Annotated in this window: 15 protein-coding genes; 8 read left to right on the top strand and 7 right to left on the bottom strand. The window is 64.7% G+C overall.

Going from position 1 to position 16,058, the window contains the following annotated elements:
* Positions 1-82: 82 nt before the first annotated feature.
* Entirely contained in the window at positions 83-1,285 is a 1,203-nt protein-coding gene (locus R0382_RS13060; protein WP_432720070.1) for an MFS transporter, read from the bottom strand.
* Positions 1,286-1,386: 101 nt separating this feature from the next.
* On the opposite strand from R0382_RS13060, the gene R0382_RS13055 reads away from it, so the two are divergent.
* Complete coding sequence (locus R0382_RS13055; RefSeq protein WP_432720069.1) at positions 1,387-2,223, top strand: AraC family transcriptional regulator; 837 nt, start codon at positions 1,387-1,389, stop codon at positions 2,221-2,223.
* A 44-nt stretch (positions 2,224-2,267) separates the two neighbouring features.
* Here the strand turns inward: R0382_RS13055 and R0382_RS13050 are convergent, their stop codons facing one another.
* Both R0382_RS13050 and ybaK read right to left on the bottom strand, forming a co-directional pair.
* Complete coding sequence (locus tag R0382_RS13050; protein ID WP_432720068.1) at positions 2,268-2,819, bottom strand: cob(I)yrinic acid a,c-diamide adenosyltransferase; 552 nt, start codon at positions 2,817-2,819, stop codon at positions 2,268-2,270.
* A gap of 29 nt (positions 2,820-2,848) precedes the next feature.
* Positions 2,849-3,346 (bottom strand): Cys-tRNA(Pro) deacylase, encoded by a 498-nt coding sequence (gene ybaK / locus R0382_RS13045; protein ID WP_432720067.1) that lies wholly within the window; start codon positions 3,344-3,346, stop codon positions 2,849-2,851.
* A gap of 94 nt (positions 3,347-3,440) precedes the next feature.
* Here ybaK and R0382_RS13040 point away from each other — a divergent pair, with 94 nt between their 5' ends.
* Together R0382_RS13040 and R0382_RS13035 are read left to right on the top strand one after the other, a co-directional pair.
* A complete protein-coding gene (locus tag R0382_RS13040; RefSeq protein WP_432720066.1) occupies positions 3,441-4,892 on the top strand; it encodes a protein adenylyltransferase SelO in 1,452 nt (483 codons plus the stop codon).
* A 190-nt stretch (positions 4,893-5,082) separates the two neighbouring features.
* Complete coding sequence (locus R0382_RS13035; RefSeq protein ID WP_432720065.1) at positions 5,083-6,561, top strand: inorganic phosphate transporter; 1,479 nt, start codon at positions 5,083-5,085, stop codon at positions 6,559-6,561.
* A gap of 85 nt (positions 6,562-6,646) precedes the next feature.
* Here R0382_RS13035 and R0382_RS13030 read toward each other — a convergent pair whose 3' ends face one another.
* The 4 genes from R0382_RS13030 to R0382_RS13015 all read right to left on the bottom strand — a co-directional run bounded on the left by R0382_RS13030 (position 6,647) and on the right by R0382_RS13015 (position 10,033).
* Positions 6,647-7,330 carry an amino acid ABC transporter permease gene (locus tag R0382_RS13030; protein ID WP_432720064.1) on the bottom strand — a complete coding sequence of 228 codons (684 nt, stop codon included), beginning with the start codon at positions 7,328-7,330 and terminating at the stop codon, positions 6,647-6,649.
* Positions 7,330-8,031: an amino acid ABC transporter permease gene (locus R0382_RS13025; RefSeq protein ID WP_432720063.1), complete on the bottom strand. Its 702-nt coding sequence runs from the start codon at positions 8,029-8,031 to the stop codon at positions 7,330-7,332. The genes R0382_RS13030 and R0382_RS13025 overlap by 1 nt, the downstream gene beginning before the upstream one ends.
* Positions 8,032-8,112: 81 nt before the next feature.
* Positions 8,113-8,919: an ABC transporter substrate-binding protein gene (locus R0382_RS13020; protein ID WP_432720062.1), complete on the bottom strand. Its 807-nt coding sequence runs from the start codon at positions 8,917-8,919 to the stop codon at positions 8,113-8,115.
* Between the two features lie 235 nt (positions 8,920-9,154).
* A complete protein-coding gene (locus tag R0382_RS13015) occupies positions 9,155-10,033 on the bottom strand; it encodes a histone deacetylase family protein (protein WP_432720061.1) in 879 nt (292 codons plus the stop codon).
* 182 nt (positions 10,034-10,215) lie between these two features.
* On the opposite strand from R0382_RS13015, the gene R0382_RS13010 reads away from it, so the two are divergent.
* From R0382_RS13010 to hemH, 5 genes are all read left to right on the top strand, one after another.
* Positions 10,216-11,106, top strand: coding sequence for a DUF6268 family outer membrane beta-barrel protein (locus tag R0382_RS13010; protein WP_432720060.1), 891 nt, complete (start codon positions 10,216-10,218; stop codon positions 11,104-11,106).
* Between the two features lie 13 nt (positions 11,107-11,119).
* The gene (locus R0382_RS13005) at positions 11,120-12,031 is read left to right on the top strand and encodes an AAA family ATPase (RefSeq protein ID WP_432720058.1); all 912 of its coding nucleotides are present in this window, start codon (positions 11,120-11,122) and stop codon (positions 12,029-12,031) included.
* 65 nt (positions 12,032-12,096) lie between these two features.
* Positions 12,097-12,984 carry a DUF58 domain-containing protein gene (locus tag R0382_RS13000; protein WP_432720056.1) on the top strand — a complete coding sequence of 296 codons (888 nt, stop codon included), beginning with the start codon at positions 12,097-12,099 and terminating at the stop codon, positions 12,982-12,984.
* Positions 12,981-14,942, top strand: coding sequence for a transglutaminase TgpA family protein (locus tag R0382_RS12995; protein ID WP_432720055.1), 1,962 nt, complete (start codon positions 12,981-12,983; stop codon positions 14,940-14,942). Before R0382_RS13000 ends, R0382_RS12995 begins: the two co-directional genes overlap by 4 nt.
* Positions 14,943-14,945: 3 nt before the next feature.
* Positions 14,946-16,052, top strand: a complete 1,107-nt coding sequence (gene hemH, locus R0382_RS12990) for a ferrochelatase (RefSeq protein WP_432720054.1) — start codon at positions 14,946-14,948, stop codon at positions 16,050-16,052.
* Positions 16,053-16,058: the final 6 nt, after the last annotated feature.

Here is a 16,058-nt window from a genome sequence, read left to right as displayed (position 1 = left end):
TAAGCGCTCAAATCCGATACGAAAACCACCCCAGCCTGTCTTCGCAGACCGGCCGGGAGGTACACGCATTCGGTACCCGCCGTTATCGCTTCGGCTCCGCATCCGGCAGGAAGAACGTCAGCAGCCCCAAGAGCGGCAGGAACGAACACACGCGATAGACGTATTCGATGCTCGTGTGATCGGCGAGCTTGCCCAGCGCCGCCGCGCCGATACCGCCCATGCCGAAGGCAAAGCCGAAAAACAGCCCGGCCACCGTGCCGACCTTGCCCGGCACCAGCTCGGTCGCGTAGACGAGGATCGCCGAGAATGCCGATGCGAGGATCAGACCGATGATCACCGTCAGCACCGCGGTCCAGAACAGGCTGGCATACGGCAACACCAGCGCAAACGGCGCAATACCGAGCATCGACCCCCAGATCACTCGCTTGCGACCGACCCGGTCGCCGATCGGCCCACCGAGCACCGTACCCGCCGCGACGGCGAACAGAAACAGGAAGAGATAGAGCTGGGCGTCGCGGATGCCGAGGCCGAAGCGGTCGATCAGATAGAAGGTGTAATAGCTGTTCAGGCTGGCGAGATAGAAGTACTTCGAGAACACCAGCAGCGCCAGTACCGTCATTGCCCGCATCACCGTGCCACGCGGCAGCGTGCCCGTTACCGGCGTCGATTTACGCGCGGCAGCCGCCATCCTTTGCACGCCGTACCAGTGGCCGACACGGTAGAGGATCGCCATCGCCAGCATTGCGGCGATCGAGAACCAGGCGATGCTGCCCTGCCCGCGCGGCAGGATCACCAGCGCGGCCAACAAGGGGCCAAGCGACGAACCGAGATTCCCACCGACCTGGAACAACGATTGCGCCAGCCCGTGGCGGCCACCCGATGCCATCCGCGCCACGCGCGACGATTCCGGATGGAACACCGACGAGCCGATGCCGACCAGCGCCGCAGCGACCAGCAGCCAGTGGAACTGCGCCGCCTGCGACATCAGCAGCAGGCCGCACAAGGTGAAGCCCATGCCGATCGACAGTGAATGCGGCTGCGGCCGGTGGTCGGTGTAGAAGCCGATCAAGGGCTGAAGGATAGATGCGGTGAGCTGGTAGACCAGCGTGATCAGGCCGATCTGCGCAAAGCTCAGCGCATAACTGTCCTTGAGCATCGGGTAGATGGCCAGGATCAGCGACTGGATCATGTCATTGAGCAGGTGCGAAACGCTGATTGCGGCCAGCACCATGAAGGCAGTGTTCTGCGCAGCCTGGGCCGGCAGGGTGAGCGGTTTGGCTTGCATGCTGCAACTCCGGGAGACAGATAACGAGACGCGTCGCGGTTTACCGCTTACACCGCAAGAGTCTATGCTGTCCACTCAGCACTAATCTGCCATAGTTTATCGTGAATCAGCCATATTCAGATCTCGATCCGGACAACTACGACGCCCTGCCGCAGACCGTGGTCGCGATGAGCCGTAACTACGCCCAAGGCCATGACTCCGGCGTACACCAGCACCGGCAGGCCCAGCTGGTCTACGCGTGCAACGGCGTGATGCGGGTCGAAACCGCCCAAGGCAACTGGGTGCTGCCGCCGCAACGGGCGCTGTGGGTGCCGCCGCAAACGCCGCACCGGGTGATGATCGCCAGCGACGCCGAAATGCGGACGATCTATGTCGAGCCGGCCGCCACGCCCGGCCTGCCCGCGCGTTGCATGGTGCTCGAAGTCAGCCCGCTGTTGCGAGAGCTGATTCTGGCACTGACCGCGCTACCGATCCGTCAGGACGAAGGCGGTCGCGCCAGCCTGATCGCCACGCTGATCATTGCCGAACTGCATGAGTTGCCTACGGCGCCGCTGCATTTGCCGATGCCGCACGACGCCCGGCTGACGCGGCTGTGCGACTACGTGCTTGGGCGCCTTGACGGCGAAGAAACGCTCGAACAGCTTGCCGATCTCGCCGGTGCCAGCAGCCGAACACTGGCGCGGCGCTTTCGCAGTGAAACCGGCCTGTCGTTTCGAGAATGGCGCCAGCAGGCACGGCTAATCCGGGCACTGGAGCTGCTGGCGCAGAACGAGCCGCTGAAACGGATCGCCGAACGGCTCGGCTACGCCAGCCAGAGTGCGTTCAGCGCGATGTTCCACCGGACGCTCGGCGTCGAACCGAGCCACTACTTTGCCGCAATGCCGGTGCGCCCGCTGGGTGAAGCCGAACGACACGCCGGCTTGCAGCGCCGCGCCTGAGCAGCCGGATCACGCAGCCCGACTTCGGCTCCGGTTCGCCGGCTTCAGGCGTTGAGTCCCGGCTGCCACAGTACATCGGGCTGGCCGGCAAAGCGGTTGGCGATCCGCGAACCGATGAACAGCAGGTCGGACAGGCGATTCAGATACTTGATGCTGGTCGCCGGAATCACCTCGGCCTTGTCGAGTGCGACCACTGCGCGTTCGGCACGGCGACAGACGCAACGCGCCACGTGCAGCGCTGCCGCCGCACGCGAGCCACCGGGCAGGATGAATTCGCGCAGCGGTTCGAGTTCGCCGTTGAATGCTTCGACGCATGCTTCGAGCCGGGCCAGTTGCGCCTCGGTCAGCGCCTCGCGCCCCGGGATGCACAGCTCGCCGCCCAGATCGAACAGGTCGTTCTGCACCAGCACCAGCGCATCGCGCAGTGCCGGCGGCAAAGGCTCGGCCAGCGCCACGCCGATGCTGGAGTTGAGTTCGTCAACTTCGCCGAGCGCATGGATGCGCACACTGTCCTTGCCGACGCGCGAACCGTCGCCAAGGCCGGTACTGCCATCGTCACCGCCGCGGGTGGTGATTTGTGTCAGGCGATCGCTCATCGTGTTTGCTCCTTGTGGATTTGAGTACTTCAGCCGTGCTCGCCGTGCGCCAGCGCAACATCGACGAGGGTCGGCTTGAGGATGGCGACCGCGTCGGCCGGCGCGAGGCCGACCAGAAAGCCGCGTTTGCCGCCGTTCAGATAAATCTTGTCGAGGTCGGCGATGCTGCGTTCCATGTACACCGGCATCACCTTGCGGGTACCGAATGGCGACGTCCCGCCGACCACATAGCCCGAATGCTTGTTGGCGATGTCGGGCGCGCACGGGTGGATGCTTTTCTTGTGCAGCAATCGCGCCAGATTCTTGGTCGAGACTTCGCAATCGCCGTGCATCAGCACCACCAGCGGCTGCTTGTTCTCGTCTTCCATCACCAGCGTCTTGATCACCGCGTGTTCGGCCACGCCAAGTTCGCGCGCCGACACCGTGGTGCCGCCCTTTTCCTCGTATTCGTACAGATGCTCGGTGTACACCACCTTGTGCTGGCGCAGTACGCGCACCGCCGCGGTCACCGGGGTTTTGTCGCTCATGTTTCGATCTCGTCAATCGCCTCGTCAACCCGATCCGGGCCACGTAGACTGATACCCGATTGATTTACTCAGGATTGCGCCCTGCGCGAAAGGCATGAAATATACGCTCGCCACTGCCCCGCTGACACTCCGTTTCTCGCTGCTTCCTGGCCACTACTACAGCATCGTCGCACCGATGCCCTTGCCCGAGCCGCAACTGCTGGCATGGGATGCGGAGCTCGCCGAGCACCTGGGCCTCGATCCCGACCCGGCGGCGCATCCGCGGCTGGCCGAGCTGCTGGTCGGCAACCTGCTGCGGCACGAGCGACCGCTGGCTAGCGTCTATTCGGGTCACCAGTTCGGCCAATGGGCCGGGCAGCTTGGCGATGGCCGGGCGATCCTGGTGGCCGAGCTCACCGACGTTAACGGTGAGGTGCAGGAGATCCAGCTCAAAGGCGCCGGCCTGACGCCGTATTCGCGCATGGGCGACGGCCGCGCGGTGCTGCGCTCGTCGATCCGTGAATACCTGTGCTCGGCGGCGATGGCCGGGCTCGGCATTCCGACGACGCGCGCGCTGTCGCTGGTCGGTTCACCGGAGCCGGTCTGGCGTGAAACACGCGAAACCGCCGCCGTCGTCGCCCGCGTTGCGCCGACCTTTCTGCGCTTCGGCCACTTCGAGCATTTCTACCATCGCGGCGAACCCGAAGCGCTGAAGGCGCTGGCCGACTGGACGATCGAACACTTCTATCCGGACTGCGCCGCCACAGCATCACCGTATCTGGCACTGTTCGAAGCGGTGCGCGACCGCACCGCCGGCATGATCGCAGACTGGATGGCCGTCGGGTTCTGCCACGGCGTGATGAACAGCGACAATATGTCGATGCTGGGCCTGACGCTCGACTATGGCCCGTTCAGTTTTCTGGACGGTTTTGACGCCGGCCACATCTGCAACCACTCGGATCAGCACGGCCGCTACGCCTTCAACCAGCAACCGCAGATCGGCCTGTGGAACCTCGCCTGTCTGGCGCAGACACTGGTCAAGCTGGTCGAACTCGACGCCCTGCGCGCGGCGCTCGACCAGTACCAGACCGTGTTCGAAGCGGCGTACGCCGAGCGCCTGCGCCGCAAGTTCGGCCTTGCCGAATGGCGCGAGACCGACTGGCCGCTGTTCACCCGCCTGCTCGAACTGATGCAGGCCGCCGGCACCGACTGGACGATCTTCTGGCGCACGCTGTCGACGCCGGCACGGCATGCCACGCTGCGCGACCAGTTCGTCGACCGCGACGCCTTCGACGCCTGGTTCACCGACTACACCGCAAGACTGGCCGCCGACCCGCAAACACCGGCCGAACGCGCAACGGCGATGCTGTCGACCAATCCGCGCCTGGTGCTGCGAAACCATCTCGCCGAAGTCGCGATCCGCAAGGCCAGCGATGGTGACAACAGCGAAATCGACCGGCTGCAGCGCGCGCTGGCCCGGCCGTTCGACGATGACGCCGAGTTCGACGACCTCGCCGGCCCGGCACCGGATTGGGCCGCAGCGCTCAGCGTTTCGTGCTCATCATGAGCACGCGCGGCGGCCCAGACTGTCGGCATTTAAAATCATCTAGTTAGCACTCAGAAAGCATCGCCAAACGGCCGGCAGCAGTACCACCGACCGCTGACCGGCTGCTACTGCAATACCCTGTGTTTGATCAAGCGGCACTGTCATCTTTCTGCCATAATCCGCGGCATTTTCGCACCTCCCCATCGCTCCCATGATTGAAATGTTCAGCGGCCTCAGCCTCACCGTCGGTGTGAGCCTGGCGCTCGCCTTGTTGTTCGTCCTCACCTTCGAATTCATCAACGGTTTCCACGACACCGCCAATGCCGTGGCGACGGTGATCTACACCAAGGCGATGCCGGCCCAGCTTGCCGTCGTCGCATCGGGCATTTTCAACTTCCTCGGCGTCATCCTCGGCGGCCTCAGCGTCGCCTACGCGATCGTCCATCTGCTGCCGGTCGACCTCTTGATCAACGTCAGCAGCGTTCAAGGGCTGTCGATGGTGTTCTCGCTGCTGGCCGCGGCCATCCTGTGGAACCTCGGGACCTGGTACTTCGGCCTGCCGGCATCGAGCTCGCACACGCTGATCGGTTCGATCCTCGGCGTCGGTCTCGCCAACGCCTGGATCAACAATACCGACGTCGCCACCGCGATCAACTGGAAGAAAGCGATCGATATCGGCCTGTCGCTGCTGGTGTCGCCAACGGTCGGCTTCCTGCTCGCGGCCGTGCTGCTGCTGGTGTTCAAGCGCGTCTGGGCCAATGGCAAGATGCACAAGACCCCGGAAGGCCGCCGTGCGATCGACGGCAAGAAACACCCGCCGTTCTGGAACCGCGTGGTGCTGATCGCCTCGGCGATGGGCGTCAGCTTTGCCCACGGCTCGAACGACGGCCAGAAAGGCATCGGCCTGATCATGCTGGTGCTGATCGGCATCGTGCCGGCCAAATTCGTCCTCGACCTGAACAGCACCACGTACCAGATCGACCGTACCCGCGACGCCGCGATCCACATGCAGCAGTTCTATCAGCAGCATGACGATCGCCTCGGCAAATACATGCTGATCAAGCCGCGCGAGAACAACGGCGGCGAGATGCCGAAGCAGTTCCATTGCGACTTCCACGACACGATTCCTGCGGTGCAGACCCTGGTCGCGCGGCTTGAAGGCGTGAAGGAATATAGCCAGATCGCCCCCGAGGAACGCCCGCACATCCGTCGGCTGATTCTCTGCCTCGACGACACGGCCCGTAAGGTCACCAAGCTGCCGGAACTGACCTCGCGCGAAGTCGACGACCTGGACAAGCTGCGCGCCGACCTGACCGCAACGACCGAATACTCGCCCAAATGGGTCATCATCGCCGTCGCACTGGCGCTGGGCCTCGGCACCATGATCGGCTGGAAGCGCGTCGTGCTGACCGTCGGCGAAAAAATCGGCAAACAGGGCATGACCTACGCGCAAGGCATGAGCGCGCAGATCGTCGCCGCCAGCTCGATCGGCATCGCCAACGTCTTCGGCCTGCCGGTCTCGACGACACACGTCCTGTCGAGCGGTGTTGCCGGCACCATGGTCGCCAACAAGAGCGGCCTGCAGATGAGCACGATCCGCAACATCCTGCTGGCGTGGGTGTTCACGCTGCCGGCATCGATGAGTCTGGCCGCCGGCCTGTTCTGGACGTCGATGAAGATCTTCGGCTGAGCGGATTCGCCGTCGAACAAACAGGCGCCCGCGGGCGCCTGTTTTCATTCCGGCTCGGCCGCAGCCGGTGCTGCTACTCCCCGTGTCAGGCTTGCCGCATTCTGCGGCTGTAGCCTGCAGCGGCCAGCTCCAGGGCGCCGCAGATCAACAGGTACAGCAGCGCGACGAACAGAAACACTTCGGTCGGATAGACCATGGCCCGATTGTTCACCTGGGTCGCCAGAAACGTCAGTTCGCCGACGCCGACGATATAGGCCAGCGACGTATCCTTGATCAGCGAAATCCACTGATTGACGAACGACGGCACCATCATCCGCAGGGCCTGTGGCAGCACGACCAGCCTGAGCGTCTGCCACGCACTCAGCCCCAGCGACAAACCGGCCTGCCACTGGCCGGTGCCGATGGCCACGATGCCCGCGTGCAGCGTGTGCGACAAATAGGCCCCGCTGATCAGCGCCAGCGCGCACACGACGGTGGCAATCGCCGGGGCATCGACGCCGAACACGATGGGCAGCAGGAAGTACATCCAGAAGATCAGCATCAGCACCGGGATTGCCCGCAAGGCGTCGAGGACAAGGCGCAGCAACAGCGCAGCCCTGCCCCGCGCCAGCGTCAACGCGATACCACCGGCGAGCCCGAGCAAGGCCGACGCAATGCCGGCCGCGCTACTGAGCAGCAAGGTCAAGGCCGCGCCGCCCAGTGCACCGTCCGGATAGGCGCCCCAGAGCAAGTAGTCGAGGTTGTCGCGGATCACGGTGAAATCGAGCATCACACCGCCCTCCTTCGACCCGCAGCCTGTACCAGCACGACGGCGAGCATGTACAGCAGCGTCGCCACACCAAAGGCCTGGAAAGTCTTCAGCGTTTCGGTCTCGACCTGCCGCGACGCATACGACAACTCGGCCAGCCCGATCGCCATCGCCAACGATGAATTCTTCACGACATTCATATACTGGCCGAACAGCGGCCCCCGGGCGATACGCAGTGCCTGCGGCAGGATCACCCAACGGAACGCCTGCCACGCGCTCAGGCCGAGTGCCGCCGCCGCCGCGCGCTGGCCGCGGCCGACGCCGCGGATGCCGGCGCGGATTTCTTCGGCGATGAAGGCTGCCGAATACACGGTCAAGCCGAACAGCGCCGCCAGCCACTCGAACGACGGCCACGGCACACCGAACCAGGATTTCGGCGTATTCAGCCAGATCATCCACGCCTCGGGCAGCAGGCTGGCGGCGCCGAAATACCAGAAGAACAGCTGGACCAGCAGCGGCGTATTGCGCATCACCGACAGGTAGACGACGCACGGCGCCGCCAGCCAGCGCTGTTCACGCGCAGCGGCAACCAGCAAGCCGAGCAAGCTTGCCAGCACGATAGTAGACAGCGAGAGTTGCAGCGTCAGGCCGAAGCCCTTCAGCAACCAGTACAGGTAGCGGGGTTCGAGCGCCCCTGAAAAAAACGAAACGGATGACATCATGGCAAAGCATCGATAGCGGCGCGGACACGCCGGAATGCAAACGGCCCCACTACGCAGTGGGGCCAGCTCGGTTCGGACCGGTCAGCGCTGGCCGATCTTGAAAGCACCGCGCGGCAGTGGCGCGTCACTCTTCGGGCCAAACCACTTGTCGTAGATCTTGCCGGCCTGCTGGGTCTTTTCGAGTTCGACCAGCGTGTCGTTGACGAGCGCGACAAGGCGGGTCTCGCCCTTGCCGATGCCGATGCCCTGATACTCCTGCGTCAACGCAAACGGCGAGACCTCGTACTTGGCCTTGTCCGGCACGCGGGCCAGCAGGCCGATCAGTTTGGCATCGTCCTGCGTGATCGCCTGGACGTTGCCGTTCCGCAAGGCGGCGAATGCCAGCGGCGTATCGTCGTACGACACGACAGTCGCATTCGGATACTTCTCGCGCAGCGTGATCTCCTGCACCGTGCCCTTGTCGGCGCCGATGCGCAGCTTGGCGATATCGTCAGGCTGCTTCAGCAAGCCCTTCTTGGCGATGAACTTCTGCCCGGTGGCGAAGTACGGCACGCTGAAATCGACGGTCTTGGCGCGCTCGTCGGTAATGGTGAAGTTGGCGGCGATCAGATCGACCTTGTTCGACGTCAGCAGCGGAATCCGGTTGGCCGGATTGGTCGGATGCAGCTCGACCTTGACGCCGAGTTTCTTGGCGATCGCATTGGCGACATCGACGTCGTAACCGACGATGTGCTTGTTCTTGCCGTCGACGAAACCGAACGGCGGATTGGCGTCGAACACCGCAACGCGCAGCACGCCGGCCTTCTTGATGTCGTCGAGCTTGTCGGCCTGGGCAAAACCGGCGGCGAGCGCCAGCAGGGCAAAAATCAGTCCACGAGATGTTTTCATTGTGCGCACTCCCTGTCGCAGAGACCTGTGTCTCCGCCGACTTCTGGCCGGCGGATGGCTGGCAACATCGGCTGCGGATCGAAACGCAGCCCTGTTGTGAAGCGATCTTAAGGTGCGCCAATAAATAACCATAAATTATATATTTCTATTTCTTCATTCCATTTTCATCAATACCGCGTCAGCACGTAAAAAACCCCGCCTTGCTGGCGGGGTCCGGGGGCGAATGCCGGATCGTTCACAACCCGGCCAGTACCTTGATGTGCGCAGCGACGCTGCGGCCGAGTGCCGACAGATCGTAGCCCCCCTCGAGCATCGAGACGATCCGGCCTTCGGCATGGCGATTGGCGATCTTCATCAGCCGCTCGGTCACCCATGCGTAATCGGCCTCGACCAGCCCCATCGACGCCATATCGTCCTCGAGGTGGGCGTCGAAACCGGCCGAGATCAGGATCAGTTGCGGCGCAAACTCATCGAGCAGCGGCAACCACTTCGCCGCCACCATCTCGCGGAAGTCCGCGCCGGTGGTCGCGCGCGGCATTGCCGCGTTATGGATATTGTCGCCCTTCGGTTCGTCACCGCAGTACGGGAAAAACGGGTGCTGGAACATCCCGACCATCAGGATGCGCGGCTCGTCGCAGACGATGTCTTCGGTGCCGTTGCCGTGATGGACGTCGAAATCGACGATGGCGACGCGTTCAAGCCCGTAGGCGTCGATCGCGTGACGCGCGGCGATAGCGACATTGTCGAACAGGCAGAACCCCATGCCGCGCGCGCGCTCGGCATGATGGCCCGGCGGACGCACCGCGCAGAAGGCATTGGCAGCCCGGCCGCTCATGAGCAGATCGACCGCGTCGATTCCGGCGCCGGCAGCGTGGTAAGCAGCATTGAGGCTGAAGCGGTTGATCGCGGTATCGGGATCGAGATGCACATAGCCCTGCGACGGCACCATCACTGTCAATCGCTCGACGTATGCCGGATCGTGGACCGCTTCGATCTGCGCCCGACTGGCCGGCTGCGCATCGACGTGCAACAGGTAGTCCCACAACTGCGCCGCGATCAGCCGGTCGCGAATCGCCGCCAGCCGCTCCGGACATTCGGGGTGCCCCTTGCCCATATCGTGCAGGCTGCAAGCGGGATGTGAAAGGTAAGCCGTGGGTTTTTCCGCAGCTCTGGTGTCGTACACACTCGGCCTCTTGACGAAAGCTGTTATTGTTTTGCTTTGAAATTTGCAGCCCGAGTGTACGCCGCACATCCGAACTCGGCAAAATTCACACCCCGCCCCCGCCCAGGATCCCCATGCCGCAGTCGCTCCGCCTTGCCCTGCTTGCCTGCCTGACGACCGCCGCGCTGGCGCACGCCGACGAGCCGCAGTACAGCGTCGCGCTGACGCCGGTCTGGCAAGGCGAAACCAAGCTCGACGAGGGCGGCAAGGCCGGCGTGAACAGTCTGCTGTTCAGCGCCAGCGCCGATCAGGCAATGAATCCGGGCTGGAGCTTCGGTCTCGGCGTTCGACTGGCCCAGGATCAGTGGGATTTCGAATCACCGACGCGCTTTGGCGGCAAGGCGCCGTGGGAAACGATCCAGCAGGGCAATCTCGGCTTTCATATCAACTACGTGACCGCCGGCTACCAGAGCTTCTCGGTCATGCCGACGATCGAATACGCCGGCGAGCGCGGTGCCTCGGGCAACGATGCCATCGGCTACGGCGCAACCGTCATCGCCGCGCAGCAGTTCAGCGAAACCTTGCAGCTCGGCCTCGGTGCCGGCGTGTTCCGCGAGTTCGACAAGACCAGCGCGTTTCCCTTCCTGGTCGTCGACTGGCAGATCGACAAGCAGTGGCACCTCGGCAATCCCTTCGATGCCGGCCCCTCCGGCCCCGGTGGTCTCGAACTCAGCTATGCCGCAACCGAGCGCTGGCAGATCGCTGCAGGCGGCGCCTACCGGTCCGAGCGTTTCCGGCTGGCCAGCAACAACGCCGTCTCGCCGGGCGGCGTCGGCCAGCACGACCGCTTGCCGGTCTACCTGCGCGTCGGCTATGCGGCCCAGCCCGGCTGGCGCATCGACGCCTACGCCGCAGCGGCCTTTGGCGGCAAGCTCAAGCTCGAGGACGACCGCGGCCACGAGATCGGCAGCGAAAACTATGACACCGCGCCGCTCTTCGGCATCAGTTTCTCCGGCGCATTCTGAGCTTCCCACATCCATGTCCCATCCGCTTCAACCTGTACTGACCCAGCTCAACCGCGTCATTCTCGGCAAGGAAAAACCGATCCGCCTGGCCGTCGCCGGCCTGCTCGCGCGCGGCCACTTGCTGCTCGAAGACCTGCCCGGCGTCGGCAAAACGACGCTGGCGCACGCGATCGCCGCGACACTCGGCCTGCGTTTTTCGCGCGTGCAGTTCACCAGCGACCTCCTCCCGGCCGATCTGCTCGGTGTGTCGGTCTATGAACGCGACAGCGGCCGCTTCCGCTTCCACCACGGCCCGGTTTTTACCCAGGTGCTGCTCGCCGACGAAATCAATCGCGCACCGCCGAAAACCCAATCGGCGCTGCTCGAAGCGATGGAAGAACAACAGGTCAGCGTCGACGGCGAAACCTACGCACTGCCTGAGCCCTTCTTCGTCATCGCCACGCAGAACCCGCAGCACCAGATCGGCACCTTTCCGCTGCCCGAATCGCAGCTCGACCGGTTTCTGATGCGACTCGAACTCGGTTATCCGGGCCATGACGCCGAAAGGGCCATGCTCTCCGGTGAAGGCCGGCGCGAACTGGTCGCCCAGCTCAAGCCGATGTGTGATCAGGAGATGCTCGCCGCGGCGCAGCGCGACGTCGCCAAGATCAGGATTGCGTCGCCGCTGCTCGATTACGTCCAGGCCCTCGCCGCCGCCACCCGGCATCAGGAGCGTTTTGCCTGTGGCCTGTCGCCGCGCGCATTGATTGGCCTGGTCGCCGCAACCCGGGCGTGGGCCTGGCTCGACGGGCGCGATCATGCGATCCCCGAAGATGTTCAGGCCGTGTTCCCGGCGATTGCCGGCCACCGGCTGCTGTCGCGCGCCAGCGGCCGACCGGACGCGCTGGCGGCGGTCGAACTGCTCGACACCGTCGCCATTCCCTGATGCGCGAGTGGTTCCAGCACCGATGGCGGCGTGCGCTGACGCGGCGGCATCCGCCAGCGCCCCTGGTGACGCTGAAGCACAATCGCATCTATGTCCTGCCGACGCTGTTCGGCGCAATCTACGCGGCAACGGCGGTACTGGTGCTGATCGGCGCGATCAACTACCAGCTGAGCCTCGCCTACCTGTTCGCCTTCGTGCTGATCGGACTGGGCCACGCCGCCTTGCTGCAGGGCTACCGCAACCTGCTGAAGCTCGAGCTGCGCACGGTTGCCACCGAGCCGGTCTTTGCCGGCGACCCGGCGCACTTCCCGGTCGCACTGGCCAATCCGGGAAAACCGCCGCGGCGCGCGTTGAACGTGTCGCTGCGCGGCCATGCAGCAATCTGGATCGAATCCATCGATCGCGACGACTCCGCCATCGCCCATCTACCTCTCCCGACGCACCATCGTGGCTGGTTGAGCATGCCGACGCTACGCATCGACACCGCCTACCCGAGCGGCTGGTGCAAGGCCTGGAGCTACGCCAATCTTGACGCACGCTGCCTCGTCTACCCGCAGCCGGAAGCCAACCCGCCGCCGTTTCATGGCGACAACGGCGACCGGGGACAGCGGCGTGTCCGGGGCGACGACGATTTCGCCGGCTTGCGCAATTACGTCCCCGGCGACAGACCGCGCCAGATCGCCTGGAAACAGTTTGCCCGGCTCGATGTCCTGTTGGTCCGCCAGGACGAACGCGTCGAAGGCCAGGCCTGGCTGTTCGACTGGCATGCTTTGCCGGAACTCGGCACCGAGGCGAGATTGTCCCGGCTGACCGCGTGGGTGCTGGCCGCGGAATCCGCCGGGGACCGCTACGCGCTGGCGCTGCCCGGTGTGTCGCTGCCGCGCGGCCATGGGCCGGCACACCGGCATGCCTGCCTGCGGGCATTGGCTTTGTTCGAGCGGGCGGGATCATGAGCGACACGCTGCCGAGCCGCGCACTGTATGCACTGATCGCCGCACTGATGATGGCGCTGCTGCCGCACCTGCTGGTGCTGCCACCGTGGCTGGCCGTGCTGATCGCCATCGTGCCGCTGTGGCGCGCCAGCCTGGTATTCCGCGGCAAGGCACTACCGCCGCGCTGGCTGCGCTATGTCTTGATGCTGGCGCTGCTGGCGCTGGTGTTCTGGCAGTTCCGCACCCTGATCGGCCGCAGCGGCGGGTTGGCCATGCTGGTCAGTCTGATCGCCGTCAAACTGCTCGAGACCAACAGCCGGCGCGATGCCGCGGTACTGACCCTGCTCGGTTATTTTGCCGGCGGCGCGATGTTTCTCGTCTCGCAATCGTTCTGGATGTTGCTGTGGGCACTCGCGACCGCGGTCGCGCTGACGACGCAGCTGATGGCGTGGCAACGGCGCAGTGACCGCTTCGAGCGCGACGAAGCGTGGCGCGCTTTGCGCATGCTGGCCGAGGCCGCGCCGGTGGTCCTGTTGCTGTTTCTGCTGTTCCCGCGCCTGTCCGGTCCGCTGTGGAGCATGCCCGACGATCGCAGCAGCACCAGCAGCGGCTTGTCCGACGTGATGAGCCCGGGCAGCTTCACCAATCTGGCGCTCGATGACAGCCCGGCTTTCCGGGTCAGCTTCAGCGGCAAGGCACCGCCAAGCTCGGCCATGTACTGGCGCGGACCGGTGTTCGAGCAATTCGACGGCCGGAACTGGCAGCAAGGCCGCTACGATGCCGAGCCGGCCGCGCCAGCCGAAACCTTCGGCCCCAACTTGCGCTACAGCATGCTGATGGAACCGAATGATCGAACCTGGCTGCTGGCGCTGGACCTGCCGACGCAATGGCCAGAAGGCAGCCGGCTGACCTCGCGCTTCCAGCTCGTCGCCGACACGCCGCAGACGCGGCGTCGGCGCATCGACCTCGTCAGCAGTCCGGGCTGGCGCGCCCATGAACAAAACGCCGTCCTGTCACGCAATCTGCAACTGCCCGACAATGGCAATCCGCAAGCGCGCGCACTGGCGCAGCACTGGCGCGCGCAGCCTCCGGCCCGGCGGGTCGAGACCGGATTGCAATGGCTGCGGGCGGGGCATTTCAGTTATTCGCTGAACCCGCCACTGCTCCCCGGGCCGGATCCGGTCGACGGCCTGCTGTTCGACACTCGCGAGGGATTTTGCGAACACTATGCCGGCGCCTTCGTTTTCCTGATGCGTGCCGCCGGCGTACCGGCCCGTGTCGTCGGCGGTTATCTTGGCGGCGAGCGCAACGCCGGCGGCGATTACTGGCTGATCCGCCAGGCCGACGCCCATGCCTGGACCGAAGTCTGGCTCGACGGGCGCGGCTGGCAACGCATCGACCCGACAGCAGTCATCGCGCCGAACCGGATCAACCAGGGACTGGCACAAAGCGTCACCGACGCCGCCCGCCTGCCCGCGGTGCTGCGCAGTGAAGCCCCGTGGCTCAAGGGACTGCGCCAGCACTGGGACGCTTCGGTCTTCCAGTGGAACCGCTGGGTGATCGGTTATGATGCGCAACGTCAGATGCAACTGCTCAACCGCCTCGGTATCGACGCGCTGGCTTCGGCGGCCTTCATCGGCTGGTTTGCGGCCCTCGCGCTGGCATTGCTGCTCGGCTACGCCCTTGCCCAGCGCTGGCGAAGCCGGCCACCGCCGCGCGATGCAGCGATGCGCAGCTGGCTTCAGCTGATCGCCAAACTCGAGCGGGCCGGTGTTGCCGCTCACCCCAGCGAAGCCCCGACCCCGCTGATCGAGCGTGCCGCGCGCGTACTGCCCGCACACCGCGAGGCGTTGACGGCCATCGCCCAAAGCTATCTGGCCGCCCGCTACGGCGAAGATCGTGCGGCCCTCGACGCGCTGCGCACCCGTGTGAGGACCTTGCGCCTACCTCGCGTCCGCACCCCGCAATCAGGAAAGTAAACAATGAGTCGTTTTGTCACCGAGCCCGAATTCAGTCACGACCGCCCCGCCCGGATCGGCATCCTGCTGGTCAATCTCGGCACCCCCAACGCGCCGACCGCCGCAGCGGTCAAACCCTATCTACGCCAGTTCCTGTCCGACCCGCGCGTGGTCGAGATCCCGAAACTGCTTTGGCAGCTGATCCTGCGCGGCATCATCCTCAACGTGCGTCCCAAGAAGTCGGCGCACAAGTACGCCAGCATCTGGAGCAAGGAAGGTTCGCCACTGCAGGTCTGGACGCAGAAACAGGCCCGGCTGCTCAAGGGGTATCTGGGCGAGCGGCTGAACGCTCCGCTGTCGTTTGCCGTCGGCATGCGTTATGGCGAACCCTCGATCGCCGCCGGCCTCGATACGCTGAAAGCCGACGGTTGCGACCGCATTCTGCTGATGCCGCTCTATCCGCAGTACGCCGCCAGCACCACCGCTACAGCCTGTGACGCCGCGTTTGCCCAGCTGCAGCGCTACCGCAACCAGCCGGCACTGCGCACCGTACGCAGTTTTCACGACCATCCCGGCTACATCGCGGCGCTGGCCGAACAGGTTCGCACGCACTGGCAGCGCGAAGGACGCGGCGACCATCTGCTGATGAGCTTCCACGGCCTGCCGCGCTACACGCTGACCAAGGGCGATCCGTACTTCTGCCACTGCCATAAGACCGCCAGACTGCTCGCCGAATCGCTGGGGCTGAGCGACGGCCAATACACGGTGAGTTTTCAGTCGCGCTTCGGCAAGGCCGAGTGGCTCAAGCCGTATACCGCCGACATGCTTGCCCAACTGGGCAAGGCTCAAACCGGCAAGCTCGACGTCATCTGCCCGGGCTTTGTCGCCGACTGCCTGGAAACGCTCGAGGAAATCGCGATCGAGGGCAAGGAAACCTTCCTCACCGCCGGCGGCGGCAGCTTTCGCTACATCGCCTGCCTGAACGACAGTACGGCGTGGATCAACGCGCTGGCAGATCTCGTCGAGCGTGAACTTTCGGGCTGGCTGGCAGCGGACTGGCAAGCCGAATATGCCGCCGGTCTGGCTAGGGAAAGCAGGGAACGCGCCCGAAAGCTGGGGGCATCAAAATAACTGGGA

The sequence above is a fragment of the Jeongeupia wiesaeckerbachi genome, from assembly GCF_050916355.1.
In the GTDB taxonomy this organism is placed as follows: domain Bacteria; phylum Pseudomonadota; class Gammaproteobacteria; order Burkholderiales; family Chitinibacteraceae; genus Jeongeupia; species Jeongeupia wiesaeckerbachi.
This window is presented reverse-complemented; position numbering and strand designations above follow the sequence as displayed.

Bases quoted from the DNA above. Each gene is read 5' to 3' on its own strand.
- R0382_RS13005 (WP_432720058.1), top strand. From the start codon at position 11,120: ATGTCCCATCCGCTTCAACCTGTACTGACCCAGCTCAACCGCGTCATT.
- R0382_RS13030 (WP_432720064.1), bottom strand. From the start codon at position 7,330: ATGCTCGATTTCACCGTGATCCGCGACAACCTCGACTACTTGCTCTGG.
- R0382_RS13025 (WP_432720063.1), bottom strand. From the start codon at position 8,031: ATGATGTCATCCGTTTCGTTTTTTTCAGGGGCGCTCGAACCCCGCTAC.
- hemH (WP_432720054.1), top strand. From the start codon at position 14,946: ATGAGTCGTTTTGTCACCGAGCCCGAATTCAGTCACGACCGCCCCGCC.
- R0382_RS13035 (WP_432720065.1), top strand. From the start codon at position 5,083: ATGATTGAAATGTTCAGCGGCCTCAGCCTCACCGTCGGTGTGAGCCTG.
- R0382_RS13010 (WP_432720060.1), top strand. From the start codon at position 10,216: ATGCCGCAGTCGCTCCGCCTTGCCCTGCTTGCCTGCCTGACGACCGCC.
- ybaK (WP_432720067.1), bottom strand. From the start codon at position 3,346: ATGAGCGACAAAACCCCGGTGACCGCGGCGGTGCGCGTACTGCGCCAG.
- R0382_RS13050 (WP_432720068.1), bottom strand. From the start codon at position 2,819: ATGAGCGATCGCCTGACACAAATCACCACCCGCGGCGGTGACGATGGC.
- R0382_RS13060 (WP_432720070.1), bottom strand. From the start codon at position 1,285: ATGCAAGCCAAACCGCTCACCCTGCCGGCCCAGGCTGCGCAGAACACT.
- R0382_RS13015 (WP_432720061.1), bottom strand. From the start codon at position 10,033: ATGGGCAAGGGGCACCCCGAATGTCCGGAGCGGCTGGCGGCGATTCGC.
- R0382_RS12995 (WP_432720055.1), top strand. From the start codon at position 12,981: ATGAGCGACACGCTGCCGAGCCGCGCACTGTATGCACTGATCGCCGCA.
- R0382_RS13020 (WP_432720062.1), bottom strand. From the start codon at position 8,919: ATGAAAACATCTCGTGGACTGATTTTTGCCCTGCTGGCGCTCGCCGCC.
- R0382_RS13040 (WP_432720066.1), top strand. From the start codon at position 3,441: ATGAAATATACGCTCGCCACTGCCCCGCTGACACTCCGTTTCTCGCTG.